Here is a 15,353-nt window from a genome sequence, read left to right as displayed (position 1 = left end):
GGTAAGGGATCAGTTGAGGGCGGTGCTGGTGGTCATGGCAACGGTTTTCGCGTTAACCGGCATACCCGGCATAAACACTTTTTGTAAACCATCGACGATGACTTTATCGCCAGGGTTCAGCCCCTTCTGCACGATACGTAAACCGGCAGCCAGACGCCCCGGCGTAATATCGCGACGCTGCGCTTTACCTTCTTTATCAACGATATAAACATATTTGCGATCCTGGTCGGTCAGCACTGCTTTGTCGTCGATAAGCGTGGCTTTGAACTCAGCGCTGCCCGGCAGACGCACGCGGGCAAAGAGCCCTGGCGTGAACTGACGCTGTGCGTTATCCAGGATTGCGCGCATACGGATAGTGCCGGTGCTCGGCGTTAACTGATTATCCAGAAAATCCACTTTGCCCTGATGGGGATAGCCATCCTCGCCAACCAGGCCAATCTCAACCGGTAACGCCAGGTGGTTACTGGATGCGCCTTGCCCGCTGCGGGCGAGGTTCTGGTAGTGGAGGTAGGTCGACTCATCCACGTCAAAGTAGACGTAAACCGTCTTTTGCGATACCAGCGTGGTGAGTACGCTGGCGCTGTCGCCCGCCGTGACCAGGTTACCGCTGGTGATCAGCGCACGACTGGCGCGGCCATCAATGGGGGCGGTCACTTTGGTGAAGTCCAGGTTAAGCTGTGCGGCATCAACTGCCGCCTGCGCTGCACGAATGTCGGCCTGCGCCTGGGCGGCGGCGGAACGACGCTGTTCCCACTCTTCACGGGAGACCAGATTGGTGTTGATTAATTTATCGGTACGGCTGGCCTCACTTTGCGCCAGGCTGGCCTGCGTTTTGGCTCTCGCCAGCGTTGCCTGCGCCTGTTCCAGAGCGGCGCGATAGGTTCTGTCATCGATGGTGAACAGCACCTCGCCTTTTTTCACTTCCTGGCCGTCGGTGTAATTCACTTTATCAATGTATCCAGAGACGCGGGGACGTAGCTGAACGCTTTCCACCGCTTCAATCCGACCGTTAAAGCTATCCCACTGGCTAATCGATTTCACGACCACGTCAGCGGCGCTCACGGCAGGCGCTTGTGGCACGGCATTTTGCGCGACACCCTCATCGCATCCGACGAGCATGACGGAGAGTAATACTGCTCCCAGCGCATTCAGACGAAAATTAACCCAATGTTTTTGCAGGCTCATTATTTTTATTCCGGTAATTGTAGCCGCCGGGCAAGACGCAGCAGGGGACGCCGCGCCACTTCCTTTGTCCGGGCTGGCTTAAGGCCATTTGTGTCGTTCATCGCCACAAAACTGTAACAGTTGCGAATACACTATCGCGGCGATTGTAGGGAGGTGCTAAATTAAGTGCAAGAATAATTGTTGCACTTTATGTGCTGTTTGCGTCAGGAGCAGAAGTCAGATTTCAGGCAGGGATTTAAATGCAATAATAAAACTTGCATTTACTGCAAAAGCAGGCCACCTTTAAATGCAACAGACAAAGATGCTTTTTTGGTAAGCCGCGCGGGAGGAAACAAAATGAACAATGGCGCATTTATTCACGATTTACTCGACTGGATCGACAACAACATTGAAAGCCGTCTCGATATCAATACCGTTTCCAGACGCGCCGGTTATTCGAAGTGGCACCTCCAGCGGATCTTCAAAGAGCATACGGGCTATCGTCTCGCCGAGTATATTCGTGCGCAAAAGCTGCAAAAATCGGTCGAGCGGTTAGCCCGCAGCGACGAACCGATTTTGAATGTGGCCATCGCGTTGGGCTTTGACTCTCAGCAGTCTTTCAACCGCAGCTTTAAGCGTCACTACGGGCAGGCCCCTGGCGCATGGCGACGCAGTATTGGCCGCGCTGAAATGCAGCGATTAGGCTAGCAATCCACATAGCTCGCATCCGTTCAGGATGATATTGGCGGCCTGCCAGCGGCAGGCACATTGAGTGAGGCGGGTGTCGGGCTGACACGCCAAAGCCTCAGAGAAGACGAAAAAGGGCGGCGATTTTTTCTACCGCGTCTTCTATTTCCTTCTCCGTGTAAGCCGCAAAACCCATCAAAAAACCGGTTGATGCCGGTTCATTTGCATATAATTCGGCAAGCCCAAGCATATCAATACCTGCACGTCGGGCGGCTGCGGCGACGGCTGCTTCGGAAATGCCCTTCCTGAGATGGCAGGGCATCTGCATTCCGCCCGTTGGCGTTATGCCAACGACAAAATCAGAAAGACGCTCTTCAATCAGGCTTGCCAGTTTGTCACGGCGAGCAACATAAACTTCCCGCATCATCCGGACATAGGAACCAAAATGGCCACCCTCCAGAAATTTGGCGACGGTCAGTTGCGTGATGGAGGCGGTATGACCGTCCATTAACGTCCTTGCCATCGTCAGCGGTTCAACAAGTTCTGCGGGCACAATCATCCAGGCAATGCGTAGCCCCGGAAAAAGAGACTTGGTGAACGTCCCGATATAGATTGTCCGGTTAAAGGCATCCAGCCCCTGCACGCAGGCCATCGGCTTGCCTTCATAGTGAAACTCGCTGTCATAGTCATCTTCAATAATCCAGGCCTGGTGACGGTTTGCCCAGTCGATGACCGCCAGCCGTCGGTCAAGAGACAGGGTGACGCCGGTAGGATACTGATGGGAAGGGGTAAGATAGATAGCTTTCGCCGGCGCTGTCAGAGCATTAAGTGACTCGATACACAGCCCTTTCTCATCAAGCGGAACCGGAAGGCTGTTCAGTCCGGCAGCCTTAAACGCTTTTTGCGCCCCCTGATAGGTCGGATCTTCAATCACGATGGCATCGCCGCTGTCCATCAGGACATGAGAACAGAGGGCGAGCGCCTGCTGGGAACTTGTCAGAATGATGATACGTTCAGGCGTGGCATGCGCGCCGCGTTCCAGATTGACATACTCTGCGATGGCCCGCCGTAACCGCTCTGTCCCCTGAGGCGGGCTTTGCTCCAGCGCACGGTGGCGATACTCTTTTAGTACCTGCCGCTCAAGTCGCTCCCAGGTTTGCACCGGAAACAGACGAGTTTCGGGGATCCCCGGCGCCAGTGGGCGAGGCGATGAAAATTCACGTATCCCCCCACTTTTGTACATCACATTTCCCCGCGCACTGAGCGTGGGTTCACGTACCTCAGCGGCGGACTGGCGTTGCCGGGAATGTGATTTCAGAAATCGGGCGCTGGCAGAAACAAAGCTGCCTTTACCCGTGTGCCTTTCAATAAACCCCTCCGCATGCAGACGCGTATAGGCGGCTTCAATGGTGTCGCGGGAAACATTGAGTGAGATGGCTAATGCACGCGAGGCGGGGAGGGCTTTGCCGTGAGATAAAATGCCTTCCAGGATAAGTGCGCGTATTGCTCTCTGGATCCGTTCATGAAGAGGCAGTGAGCCGTTTGCCGGATCCATCATCCAGGCCTTTACCGTTTCAAGCTGGGCATGCTTAAACATCCGTTTCTCCGTTATTACTTCCGTCATCATCCAGTCTATAACAGGATGGTCTGCTGCCAGAAGATAAATTGGTCTGCTGCATTGTGAAAAATTGGTGGGGCTAAACCTGCCATTTTAACCTTATCATTATTGCCGAAGCGTCAATGACAGGCAGGGTGGAGCGGCAGCGATAAGGCGCGTCATATATCGGCACGTTGCCTGTGCTTTTCGTGTTTGAATAAAGCCAACACCTACGCTGCCTGCGTTTTTTAATTAATGATTCACTCCAATACAGAACAAGCCAGAAAATAAAGAGGTTATTATTATGAATACAGTGGTTATCACAATTGAAGCAGCCAGCGAAATGGATTATGAAAGCTGGTTGCCGCTGTGGAAAAATTATCAAATATTTTATAATGTTGATATTCCTGACGCGGTCACAACGCGCACCTGGGAGCGCTTTGCCAATCCAATCGAGCCGATATTCTGTGCTGTCGCGAAAAGTAATGGCGAGGTGGTGGGTTTCGCCCATTATCTTTTTCACCGTTCAACCTGGGCGGAAAGTGATTACTGTTATCTTGAAGATTTATATGTCAGCGAAAATACACGCGGCAAACAGATTGGCAAACAGTTAATTGAATATGTCCAGAAAGAAGCCAGAAAACGCCATGCCAGCCATCTTTACTGGCACACCCACGAAGCGAATTATCGTGCGCAAAGATTATATGACTGGATAGCGAAAAAAAGCGGCATGATTGAATATCGGATGCAGGTAAGATAATCCGCGCAATGGCTCCCCCTTCAACAAACGCCGCAAAGCCTGTTTTATTTAGGGGGAAAGTGCGTAAAGACAAGGCCAGTGATAATTTACAGAAAGAGTATTCAACACTGGCTTTTCATCAGTAATGCGGCTCCACAGAGATAGCATGGGGTTTCTGGCGTCGGAATACCCCCGGCGGCATCCCTACATATTTCGTGAAGGCGACGTTGAAGGCGCTCGCTGACTGATATCCAATGCGAAATGCGATCTGTTCGATTTTATCCGTACTGCTCAACAGTGCTTTTCTGGCCAACGACATTCGCCAGAAGAGCAGATATTGCATGGGCGGCATACCGACTGTTTCGTTGAATATGGCGAAAAAAGAGGAACGCGACATCGCACAGTGGCTGGCGAGCTGTGCTATTTGCCAGTCAATGTCGGGTTTTTCATGAATGAGATGCAGAGCGATGGCGATTTTTTCGTGTTGTAATCCCCGCAAAATACCTGCCGTTCCCGACAGACAATCATGGCTTCGCAACGACTCAACCAGTAATAACTGTAAAAGACGCATCAATACCACTTCACGTCCTGGCCGCCGGGCCTGGCTTTCATCAAGCAGAAGTTCAAGCAGGGTGACAAAACGCTGTTGTCCTTTCACCAGGATCTCGTTGGGCAGTAACGCGACGATAAGCTGTTTGTCCGGCGTGTCGAATTCGCAGTGCCCCACATTCATCAGAAATTCAGCCGGTCCTGTTGTTGCGCCAATTCTCACGTGCCCATCGCCAATAAGGGTCGGCGTCGTAATGTCCGTCGGCGCAGACGTGCCCGCATTGGTGTTTTCAAACGTGTAGGTTGCGGGTATCAGAATGAAATCGCCGGATACCAGCAATTTTGGCGCTTTGCCGTTAATGCTTATCAGACATTCGCCTTGTAACACTGCGCAGTAAAACGCCTCTCCGCAAGATTCCCGGACAATGCGCCACTGACCCGCACCCTCAACGAGTTTGGTATGGGTGGGCCTGGGGTTGAGCAAGGTAACAATATCGGTTAACGGGTCTGACATTGGACGCTCTCTAAATTTTACTGGATTTTTGATTATATATTGTCCAGACAGAGGCGGCTATGATCGTTGCTCTTGCCAACAGAGAGGATTAAACATGTCGACTGCACTGATTACCGGATGCTCATCGGGTTTTGGGCTTGCAACAGCAAAACTCTTTTTAGACAAAGGCTGGAAAGTGATTGCAACCATGAGAACGCCCGATCCGACGCTGTTACCTGAAAGCGACAACCTGACTCTTTTGCCGCTGGATATCACTTCCGCTGACAGCGTTGATAATGTGGTGAAAAAGGCCGGGGCGATTGACCTGCTGGTGAATAATGCCGGTTTTGGCGCACCGGTACCTGTTGAACTCACGCCCCTGGCAACCGCGCAGCAGTTAATGAACACCAATGTTCTGGGGACGCTCGTGTTAACCCAGGCGTTTCTGCCGCTAATGAGAGAGAAAAAATCAGGGATTATCATCAATGTTTCATCGTCAGTGACAACCAAAGCAATGCCGCTGATTGGGCTTTATCGTGCAAGTAAAGCGGCGCTGAATGCCTGGAGCGAGTCATTAGCCATTGAGGTCAGGCCATTGGGTATTCGCGTTCATGTGGTGTTGCCGGGGCGCTCACCAGAGACGAAGTTTGGCGAGAATGCGCGGGCCTATTTTGGTGGACAAGACGATCCGGTGTATGGCGCGATGGTGGATGCGTTTATTCAGATGGCGCGCGATAGCCATTCGCCGGTGACTCACGCCGGGGATGTCGCGAATGCCATTTTTGCCGTTGCGAACGATCAAAACGCGCCGCTGTATACCGCCGCCGGTGAAGATGCCACCCATTTTTTACAAGAGGCGCAGCAACGTTCACCCTTTTCTTACTGATATTCGAGGGTGAAAAGGGGAATGAATCGACGAGGCGATCATGGTGGTGATGAGTATGAAGCAAGAGAAGCTGTTACTATTTCTTGCTATTAAGGATGGCTGAGAGGCCATATTGCTGCTTATTGCCAACAGGTAACGACATGATGATTAAACTCGTAGATTCATCGCCCGCCGTCACGGCTGATGAGCTTGGCGATATTGAAGCATCGCTGGGCGTCTCTTTCCCTGATGTTTTAACCTCGTTATGGCTCATCAGTAACGGTGGCAAGCTTGAGGATGGGCGGCGCGTTTACCAGAGTGAAAAATATGAGAACGATATCAAATACTTTCTGTCGATTTTGCGTGCTAACAGCCCAGGTTTGTTGACCGCTGATGGCTACTACAGAACGCTGGTTGTTGATAAGAAGATTCTCCCGGCAAACTTTCTTCCCTTTGCCATTGACGGCGGTGGGTTTCCCTACTGTATGAATATGGATGATGGGGCCGTCTATTTTGCCAATCTGGAAAGCCAGAAGAATATTTTTCTTGAGCAAAGTCTCGAGAGTTTCATCAGCAAGGTAATAACCGAAGATGAAGCCTGGGGATTTTAATTCCCTCGTTTTCTTGCAAGCATTGCCAGATATGAATTCGCTGAGGGCAGAGAAACCATCACTGCCCTGAGGTCCCGATAAAAGGAACCCGAAAGATGTCCGTAGAACTGGAATACTATGCCGATGATGAAGGTGCCGCAGTTGATTTGCTTTTACCGATATTCGGTTCTGAACCTGTTCAGTGCATAAATCTGGAAGCGCATTCGCCTGATGACAAAATGAGGAACGATATCCAGTTTCTTATTGAGAAACAGAACGCTTTCTCGCAGAAAATCACAGCGGAAACTCAGGCTTACTGCAAACGGGTATACGGCGCAGAGGCGACAGATCTTATTCTGGTGAAAATTTATCTGTCTCCTGATGCGAAAGATAATTTCGGGTTTATGTTTGCAACCGATATAGATCGTGAACACGGAATAGGGCTCAAATTTGTAGGGCTTGAGCTGAAAAGCGTGGGGAGCAGCGAAACCGCGTTTTTATAACCCCCACCTCCCGAGCCGCATTTTCCCCCTCACCCTAACCCTCTCCCCAAAGAGGAGAGGGGACCGATCGTGCTCGCATTTTTGTGGGGATTCCTCAGCCCACAGGGCGAGGGGACTATTTAGTGCGGCCTGAACGTTTTGTAGCCCGGATCAGGCGCTTGCGCCGCCATCCGGGGCCGCGGGGATTGTAAAGGGGAACGCGGTGTTCCCCTTTACCCATCCACGTATCCGGAGGTTCCATTTCGGCATGAACGTAAAGTGAACGGAACCCTCCTCCATAGCCGCCTGGCCTCCTCACCCTGCGATGATCTCGCTTTCTGCGACTGACTTATAAGCCATACGCACTGAGATCCGGCCCCTGCGGAACAATCCCATTTGGATTGAGCGCCTTGATGGAATAGTAGCCCTGCTTGATGTGATCAATATTCACCGTTTCCCGGATGCCCGGAACCGCCAGCATTGTCCGCAGATAGCGGTCCAGATGCGGGTATTCCGCAAGCTTACGCCGATTACATTTGAACACCCCATGGTAGGCGGCATCAAACCGCACCAGGGTCACAAACAGACGGATATCGGCTTCGGTTAGCTGTCCACCGCAGAGAAATTCCCGCGTTGCAAGACGCGTTTCCAGCGTATCGAGCATGCAGAACACATCACTGACTGCCTCCTCATAACTGACCTGGGTGGTGGCAAAACCGGCGCGGTACACACCGTTATTCAGCGTTGGATAAATCTCGGCGTTGAGCTGATCAATCTCTTCACGCAGGGCGGCGGGGTAGAGATCAATACTGCCACGCGCCAGTTCGCCAAAGCCGCTGTTGAGCATCCGTATGATATCAGCGGATTCGTTATTCACGATGGTATGGGTTTTCTTATCCCACAGCACCGGGACCGTCGCGCGGCCGGTAAAGGTTGGATCGGCTTTGGTATAAAGCTGATGCAGCCACTCGACGTTATTGATCGTGTCGCGGTCGGTGCCGGGGTAATCGCCGAAATGCCAGCCTTCCTCCAGCAGCCAGGGTTCAACCACCGAGACACTGATAACCTCTTCCAGCCCTTTCAGCTTCCGGGCAATCAGCGTACGCGAGGCCCACGGGCAAATCAGCGCGACATACAGATGGTAGCGTCCCGGTTCGGCGATAAAACCGCCTTCGCCCGTAATACCGGGCGCCCCGTCAGGCGTCACCCAGTGGCGAAAACTGGAAGTCTGGCGCACAAACCCGCCTTTTTCATCGGTAGCCTGCACAGGGTGCCAGTCCGCCGTCCATTTTCCGTCAATCAGCATGTGTACTCCTCTAGCCTTTAAAAGGGGTCGGTTTGAGCGCGTATTTTCCATCACCGGTCAGCGCCAGAGCAAGCAGACCCACTATCCAGAATGCCGGGAATTCCCAGCCGCCGTTCGGGTTAGTGAAGAAAAAGCCAGCCGGGCCATGAACGGTGAAGATAGCGCCCAACAGAATCGGAATCAGCACGATGGCAACGATACGGCTATAGATACCGAGGATCAGCGCGATCGCCCCCACCAGTTCAACCGCCATGGTGAGATAGGCCAGCCCGCCAGGCAGACCGAGAGAGGCAAAAAACTTCGCGGTACCCGCCGGGGTAAAAACAAAGAATTTCAGGCTAAAGTGCGCCAGAAACAGAATACCCAGCGCCAGGCGCAACAGCAGAGATGCATAGGGAGCAGTACGTGAATCAGTCATGGTTGTGTCCTCTCGAATAGGTTGATGAAAAGACTATAGAGTGTTTCCAGCCCAATGATTATTGGGTCAAAAAGAGGATATTTATTTCCATAATGGAAACAATCATGGCTACGACAGCGAGGCGTACGTTGCCGCCAGAAAATCGATTAACACGCGGGCTTTCTGCGCCAGATAGCGGGCCGGGGGATAGACCGCATAGAGTGCCAGCGGCGGCGCCTCAAAAGGAGCCAGAATGGGCACCACACGCTGCGCATTCAATGCTTTTTCAGCGATAAACATCGGCACTCTGGCAATCCCCAACCCGGCGCAGGCGGCCTCCATACAAGCTTCCGCATTGGAGAATTTGATTCGCCCGCGAACCGGCTGCAAATGCATTTGCTGTTGGGTATCGCGAAACGGCCAGTGCCAGGGATCGCGAAAATTGGTATCAACAATCAGGGCGTGCTGTTCCAGCTCTGACCAGTGTACCGGTTCGCCGTGGCGTTCAAGGTAGCTTTGGGCGGCGACGACTACACTGCGAATCGGGCATAAACGGCGGGCAATCAGGCTGCTGTCACTCAGGCTGCCGATACGCAGGGCCAGATCAAAGCCTTCATCCACCACGTTAACGAGCCTGTCGGAAAAGCTGACATCCAGTTCGATATCCGGATAGCGGCGGGCGAATTCCACCAGATGTGGTGCCAGTTGTGAGACGCCAAACGTGACAGGGGCCGAAATGCGCAGCAGCCCGGAAGGGGCGTTGGCGCTATTGCGAACGGCATCATTAAGCGCGTCGTAATCGACCAGAAGCTGACGGATTCGTTCGTAGTAGGCCAGGCCCACCTCGGTGGGGGTCAGTGAGCGGGTGCTGCGGCGCAGCAGGTTAACGCCCAGTTCGCTCTCCAGCCGGGAGATCAATTTCGATGCCTGACCGTGGCTGGTACCACACCGTTGCGCCGCCGCCGTAAAACTGCCTGTTTCCATCACCGCGACAAACATACGGTCGCAATCCAGCCGCTCCATTCGTTCTACCCGCTTCTCATCAGCAAAAAAATACCATAGCAAAACCCAGGGTGGACCGCTTACGTTTTCACCTGGTCACAGCGCGTGTTTCTCGCCTTTTTGTTACAACGTCACGTCATCAAAAGCCTTGATAAGCCACTGTTTGAACTGTTGCACATCGCGGCGGTTAGCTTTTTCCATGCTGGTGACAAAATAGTAATTGCCGCCGGGAAGCGCCCCCGGCAGGGCAATATGCAGTAGCCCTTGTGCCAGCGGATACTGGATTAGCAGTTCGCTTGCCAGTAACACGCCCTGTCCGGCAATCGCCGCCTGAATCGCGTGTGTCTCATCATCAAAACGGATCCCCGTCTGCACGGCTAAATCCGCCGGGCCAAACGTCTCTTTCCAGTGGTGCCAGTCCGGTTCCGGCGTTGGCACATGGCGGTTTTCGATGTGAAAAAGCGTGAGTCCGGCCAGATCCTGCGGGCTTTGCAGCTTTATAGCCGGGCTGGCGACCAGCACAAAACGATCCCGCCAGAGTAACGTGCTTTCCAGCGACGCGTCCGCCTGCATGCTGTAGCGAATGGCGCAGTCGGCCATCGCGCCGCGCACATCCACCAGGCTGGTGCTGCTGTGAAAGCGCAGTTCCAGGTCCGGGAGCTGGCGGTGCAAAAGCGGCAGGCGCGGCACCAGCCAGTTGGTCAGGAAATTCGAGGTGGTGCTGAGCGTCAGCGCATCGGGCGGGGCACCGGCCTCGATAAGCGTGACGGCCTCGCGCAGGGTGGTGAACATATTCTCCGAGGCGCGAAAAAGGATCTCGCCGCTGGCGGTGAGCGTTACCGCGCGGGCGGAACGGGTAAACAAGCGCTGGCCGAGGGTCTCTTCCAGTTGACGAATCTGGTGGCTGATAGCCGTGGAGGTGACGCCAATTTCCTCGGCGGCCAGTTTAAAACTGGCGTGGCGGGCAACAGCATCAAAAGCGCGGATCGCGCCAAGCGGTGGCAGACGACGTAATTTCATGGATGAATTTAACTCATCTTTGGCTGAAAACTATGACTTTGATTGCGTCAATCAATAAGGCGTAGCCTGTATGAAGAGCAAGCAATCCATGAGGATTATTCATCATTATTCAACGAACAGGAAGCCTGATGACGCACATTAATCTGACGACAACGCCACAAACATCGCGTTCTCTTCCTCTGCTGGTACCGGGCATTGCCCAGGCGCTGATTGCGCTGGATTACGCCATTGTTTACGTGGCGCTGCCCACGCTGGCGCAGGATTTGGCGCTCACGGCTGGTGAAATGCAATGGGTTGTTTCCATCTATGGGCTCATTTTTGCCGGGCTGCTGCTGCTGGGGGGAAGCCTCTGCGATCGTCTGGGGGCCCGGCGGATATTTACCATCGGGATGGGGCTGTTTTTATTCGCGTCCGTCATCGGTGGGCTGGCGCAGAGCGCCGCGCTACTGTTAACCGCTCGTGCGGGTCAGGGCGTTGCGGCAGCACTCCTGCAACCGGCGGTACTGGCGCTGATGGCGCAGCGTTTTCACGGCGAAGCCCATCGCCGGGCGCTGGCTATCTGGAGTGCGATTGGCGCGCTCGGGCTGGTGGCAGGCGTAATGCTGGGTGGGCTGCTGGCCGAGTTAAACTGGCGGGCTATCTTTTTTATCAATCTGCCACCAGGGCTGCTGGCGCTCTGGCGGGTTAGCCGGGACTTTCCGCTGTTGAGAAGCGAAGGAGAGAAACAGCCTGGAGGGTTTGGGGCGCTGGCAGGCTGTGCCACTGCCGGGGCGGTCGTCTGGGCGCTGATGCGCTACGCCGAAACCGGGCAGCCTGATTTTCTGGCAAACCGTCTGGCGCTGGGCATGCTGGTGCTGTTTATCGTACATGAGCGCTTTGCCGCCAGGCCGCTGTTGTCGGAACGGCTTCGCACGTTACCGGGGCTGCAAAGCGGCTGGCTCAGTAGCGCCTGCTATATGGCAAGCGTCGGTAGCCAGTTCTATGCCATGACGCTGTTCTGGCAGCAGACACTGGCGCTGGGGGCGGTGGTGACCGGGCTGTTGTTTACCCCGCTGGCAGTGTTGATTGTGGCTGGCAACGGTCTCTATACCCGCCTGAGCGTACGCTTTTCCAGCGCGGGGGTGTTAACCGTTGGGTTTGCTGCTGCGGGGCTGGGGCTGTGGCTGCTGTCGACGACGCTCACTGTGCCGTTTTCGCTTGCCTTTATGCTCGGTATTGCGCTGAGTGGCCTGGGACACGGGTTGATTTATCCGGCGATGTTTGCCATCGGGCTGACGGCCACGCCTGTGGCGCTACAGGGGCGGGCCAGTGCGCTGATGGTCACCACTCAGTACACCGCCGGGGCGATGATGCTGGCAATTATCACTGTGCTGTTGGGGGCGCATCCGTCACTGGAGGCGTGGCGTCTGGTGTTCCAGTGGCTGAGTGGGGCCGCGCTGGTGGGAATGTGTGTGGCATTTTGCGCTCGTCGGTCGGCGTAACCGGTGACTAATGTGTTCTTCGCCTGTCACACAGGGCAGGCGAAAACTCGCTAACCCATTAAACCCAATTTTCTCGCCCGGTTCACCGCCTGAATACGTCCGCTCACCGCCAGCTTTTCATACAACTGCTTAAGGTGCCACTTGACGGTCTCAACCGAGATGCCAAGCGTGCGGGCGATGCCTTTATTGGAGTGTCCTTCGGCGATGAGCTGTAAGATTTGCTGCTCGCGTTCGGTCAACCGTAGCCCCTGCGTCGCGGCTTCGTGTGTCGCCAGGGGGGGAATTCCCCCGGACATCAGCATCGCCCCGGCGCTGGCGATGACGGCGGTTAATGCCGTATCGAACTGGGACTGTTCACGCAACCGGCTGAGCAGGGCCAGTAAAGGCGACCCGCCATCGAGCAGCGTGCGCTGCATGTTTTGCGCGACGGCGCGCGGGAGTGCCGGAACGCACGCCGCCATAGCCTGTTTCTCGTCACCGGCTTGCCAGAAGGCCACGGCCTGCTGGATGCGCAAGCGCGTTGCCGCCAGCCATTCACCACAGCGCTCCTGCTCATTTATCACGGGAGTCAGCGTCGCCGCCGCCGTCAGCGCATCGCCTTCGGCCAGTAACAGGCGGCTTTCGCAGATCCCTCTGTGCCAGCCGACAACCCTATTTTCTACCGCCCTTGGCTCGCTCGCCAGTTGCTGGAGTAAGGCGAACTGCCTGCGGGCGTTATCTTTCTTGCCGGTATTCAGGTGGAGGGTGATTTCTTCGGCAAGCAGCGCAATGCGCGCACGCCACCAGCCGCGGTCTCTACACAGTTGCCCGGCATGGCGTAAGAGTGTCATGGCCTCATCAGGTTGCGCATTCAACTGCGCCTGACGCGCAAGCACCACGTAGCACAGGCTAAGACCATCCGAGGGGCAAAAATCATCAATCATACCCAGACGCAGGTTCAGCAAACTGTTGACCCGTTCGCTGTCGCCGCGCTCCCAGGCGATTTCGGCCAGCAGCGGGGCCAGCGTGGCGCCACTACTGGAATTTTGTCCGGTATGGTGCTCCGCATGGTGCAACGCCTGGATGGCCTGGCGTTCGGCTTCTTGCAGGTCCCCCTGACGCAACTGACCGAGTGCCAGCACAAAGACCCGGTAGACCTCAACAAACAGGTTGCGGTTGGTGGCCCGGTTGCCGGAAACGTGCTGCTGCACCTCCAGCGCTCGCTGCGGGTGGGCAAGGGCGAGATGGCAATAACTGAGGATGTTGCAGACCAGCCCATCCACCCAGATATCCCCGCAGGGCACCTCATTCAGCAACGGTTCAACCAGCGGCAGACTGCCGGAAATATTATCGGCGAAGGCCTCACAAATGGCGCGCACCACGCGCTGCTTTACCCACGTTGACCGTGGAAGATGCTCTGCGCGTGTCGCCACCATCGCCTCAATGGCATCAAGCAACTGGCGGGCGTCGCTAAAGCGGCAATGGTGCGCCAGCGCCCAGGCCAGATTAAGCTGTAGTTCAATGCGCGAAGGATCGGGCGTGGCGGGCAGATGGTGGATCCAGCGCACCATCGTGTCGATATCGCCTTCTTCCGCCAGCGATTGTGCCCCGGCTTCTGCGTGTCGGGCGAGCGACTTCCCGGCCGCCAGCGCATGGCGTATCGCTTCTGCCCAGAGCTGCTGGGCGGCGAACCAGTTACCCGCGCGCTCGTGAAGCTGGCGAATGTCGATGGTGGCATCCTGTTGCAGGCGTTGGGAGAGGGCATCGCGCATCAGCGGATGGTAGCGAAACCAGAATCCCGCTTCATCCAGGGCGCTAAGAAACAGATTGTGTTGCTCAATCCAGGCGAGCATCTCTTTGCCGTTATTTAACCCCGTCACCGCATCACACAACGCCGGATGCAGACGATTCAGCAGCGAGGTCAGCATCAGGAAGTGGAGCACGCTGGCAGGCAGCGGTGCGAAAATGACCTCTTCAAGGTAGCGACTGATTGAGCGCGAACCGCCACTGAGTACTCCCCCAATGCCGGGCATCGCGTCATGCCTGCGCGGAGAGAGGGCGGCAATTTTCATCCCTGCGACCCAGCCTTCTGTCAGTGTCATCAGTTGCGGGATATCGCGCGTATTAACCGGTGGCGTTACCGACCGGGCGAAGTAGGCCTGGGCTTCGGCATCGTTAAAGCGCAATTCACTGTCTTCGATTTCCGTGTACTGCTCCCAAAGCCGCAGGCGGCTGAGCACCAGAGGCAGGCGGTTGCGACTGCCGATAACCAGATGTAACGACGCCGGGGCATGGTGGAGCAGCCAGGTTAGCCCATCATGGATTTCGCGGCTTCGGATGCTCTGGTAATCATCGATAATCAGATAGAGCGGGTGTGAACAGTGGTGAAGCTGATTGACCAGTTCTGCCAGAAACAGTGAAAAATCGCCAGGATGCGCCCCTTCCGGGTATCGCTGGAAGGTATCGCTCCAGCCCGGATAGAGCGGGCTCAGCGCTGCCAGCAGGTAGCGCATAAAGAGTAATGGCGTGCTGTCTTCTTCTTCCAGACTGAGCCAGGCCAGCGCATCGCCCTGTGCCTGACGGTGTTGGTACCACTGGGAAAGCAGCGTGGTTTTGCCAAACCCGGCAGCCGCGCAGACCAGCGTCAGGCTACCGGAGGCGGCGTTGTCCAGCCGCGTTAGAAGACGGTCGCGTTGCAGCACGACGCCAGGGGTACGCGGCGGCGTGAGTTTTGTGAGGATCAGCGGGAGGTTGCGTGTAAATCGGAAAGGTTCTTCGTCAACGTTCTCTGTGGGCAGGTGACCTGTGGGGGACAAAAATGCCATACAACCGCAACCTCGTTCTGTTCTCTTTCCCCCGAGTGTACTCAAGGAGGCAGGGCGGAACCAGCATCACACCCGGGCGACTCGTCACTTCGCGTGCTCACCCCCCCATCAGAGGGGGTAGGCCACGCCTCGGGCGGGCGGTAGTGTAAGCCCAGTCTGCTGCCGTGGCTAAGGCAG

At 55.4% G+C, this 15,353-nt stretch carries 14 protein-coding genes; 6 read left to right on the top strand and 8 right to left on the bottom strand.

Annotated elements, in window-relative coordinates; translation table 11 throughout:
* Positions 1-9: 9 nt before the first annotated feature.
* Positions 10-1,185: an efflux RND transporter periplasmic adaptor subunit gene (locus C5523_RS15555; protein ID WP_071194830.1), complete on the bottom strand. Its 1,176-nt coding sequence runs from the start codon at positions 1,183-1,185 to the stop codon at positions 10-12.
* A 336-nt stretch (positions 1,186-1,521) separates the two neighbouring features.
* On the opposite strand from C5523_RS15555, the gene C5523_RS15550 reads away from it, so the two are divergent.
* On the top strand, positions 1,522-1,872 hold the full coding sequence (locus tag C5523_RS15550) for a helix-turn-helix domain-containing protein (protein ID WP_039079365.1): 351 nt from the start codon (positions 1,522-1,524) through the stop codon (positions 1,870-1,872).
* A 97-nt stretch (positions 1,873-1,969) separates the two neighbouring features.
* Here the strand turns inward: C5523_RS15550 and C5523_RS15545 are convergent, their stop codons facing one another.
* The gene (locus C5523_RS15545) at positions 1,970-3,448 is read right to left on the bottom strand and encodes a PLP-dependent aminotransferase family protein (RefSeq protein ID WP_071194831.1); all 1,479 of its coding nucleotides are present in this window, start codon (positions 3,446-3,448) and stop codon (positions 1,970-1,972) included.
* Between the two features lie 304 nt (positions 3,449-3,752).
* Here C5523_RS15545 and C5523_RS15540 point away from each other — a divergent pair, with 304 nt between their 5' ends.
* Positions 3,753-4,208 carry a GNAT family N-acetyltransferase gene (locus C5523_RS15540; RefSeq protein WP_172600664.1) on the top strand — a complete coding sequence of 152 codons (456 nt, stop codon included), beginning with the start codon at positions 3,753-3,755 and terminating at the stop codon, positions 4,206-4,208.
* 118 nt (positions 4,209-4,326) lie between these two features.
* Here the strand turns inward: C5523_RS15540 and C5523_RS15535 are convergent, their stop codons facing one another.
* Positions 4,327-5,250, bottom strand: a complete 924-nt coding sequence (locus C5523_RS15535) for an AraC family transcriptional regulator (protein WP_071194833.1) — start codon at positions 5,248-5,250, stop codon at positions 4,327-4,329.
* Positions 5,251-5,344: 94 nt separating this feature from the next.
* On the opposite strand from C5523_RS15535, the gene C5523_RS15530 reads away from it, so the two are divergent.
* The 3 genes from C5523_RS15530 (at position 5,345) to C5523_RS15520 (ending at position 7,187) form a co-directional block, all read left to right on the top strand.
* Positions 5,345-6,115 carry an SDR family oxidoreductase gene (locus C5523_RS15530; RefSeq protein WP_108701466.1) on the top strand — a complete coding sequence of 257 codons (771 nt, stop codon included), beginning with the start codon at positions 5,345-5,347 and terminating at the stop codon, positions 6,113-6,115.
* Between the two features lie 140 nt (positions 6,116-6,255).
* Positions 6,256-6,705 (top strand): SMI1/KNR4 family protein, encoded by a 450-nt coding sequence (locus C5523_RS15525; RefSeq protein WP_172960898.1) that lies wholly within the window; start codon positions 6,256-6,258, stop codon positions 6,703-6,705.
* 95 nt (positions 6,706-6,800) lie between these two features.
* Positions 6,801-7,187, top strand: coding sequence for a hypothetical protein (locus tag C5523_RS15520; RefSeq protein WP_108701464.1), 387 nt, complete (start codon positions 6,801-6,803; stop codon positions 7,185-7,187).
* A gap of 328 nt (positions 7,188-7,515) precedes the next feature.
* On the opposite strand, the gene C5523_RS15515 is transcribed toward C5523_RS15520, so the two are convergent.
* The 4 genes from C5523_RS15515 to C5523_RS15500 form a co-directional block, all read right to left on the bottom strand.
* Positions 7,516-8,472, bottom strand: coding sequence for a glutathione S-transferase family protein (locus C5523_RS15515; protein WP_108701463.1), 957 nt, complete (start codon positions 8,470-8,472; stop codon positions 7,516-7,518).
* 10 nt (positions 8,473-8,482) lie between these two features.
* Positions 8,483-8,890 (bottom strand): DoxX family protein, encoded by a 408-nt coding sequence (locus C5523_RS15510; RefSeq protein WP_039079357.1) that lies wholly within the window; start codon positions 8,888-8,890, stop codon positions 8,483-8,485.
* Between the two features lie 108 nt (positions 8,891-8,998).
* Positions 8,999-9,892 carry a LysR family transcriptional regulator gene (locus tag C5523_RS15505; RefSeq protein WP_108701462.1) on the bottom strand — a complete coding sequence of 298 codons (894 nt, stop codon included), beginning with the start codon at positions 9,890-9,892 and terminating at the stop codon, positions 8,999-9,001.
* 102 nt (positions 9,893-9,994) lie between these two features.
* Complete coding sequence (locus C5523_RS15500; RefSeq protein WP_071194839.1) at positions 9,995-10,891, bottom strand: LysR substrate-binding domain-containing protein; 897 nt, start codon at positions 10,889-10,891, stop codon at positions 9,995-9,997.
* A 128-nt stretch (positions 10,892-11,019) separates the two neighbouring features.
* Between C5523_RS15500 and C5523_RS15495 the strand changes: the two genes are divergently transcribed.
* Positions 11,020-12,372, top strand: coding sequence for an MFS transporter (locus C5523_RS15495; RefSeq protein ID WP_103245667.1), 1,353 nt, complete (start codon positions 11,020-11,022; stop codon positions 12,370-12,372).
* A gap of 50 nt (positions 12,373-12,422) precedes the next feature.
* On the opposite strand, the gene C5523_RS15490 is transcribed toward C5523_RS15495, so the two are convergent.
* A complete protein-coding gene (locus tag C5523_RS15490; protein WP_108701461.1) occupies positions 12,423-15,176 on the bottom strand; it encodes a LuxR C-terminal-related transcriptional regulator in 2,754 nt (917 codons plus the stop codon).
* Positions 15,177-15,353 lie beyond the last annotated feature (177 nt).

The organism is Phytobacter sp. SCO41 (assembly GCF_003073275.1).
Classification (GTDB): Bacteria; Pseudomonadota; Gammaproteobacteria; order Enterobacterales; family Enterobacteriaceae; genus Phytobacter; species Phytobacter diazotrophicus.
This window is presented reverse-complemented; position numbering and strand designations above follow the sequence as displayed.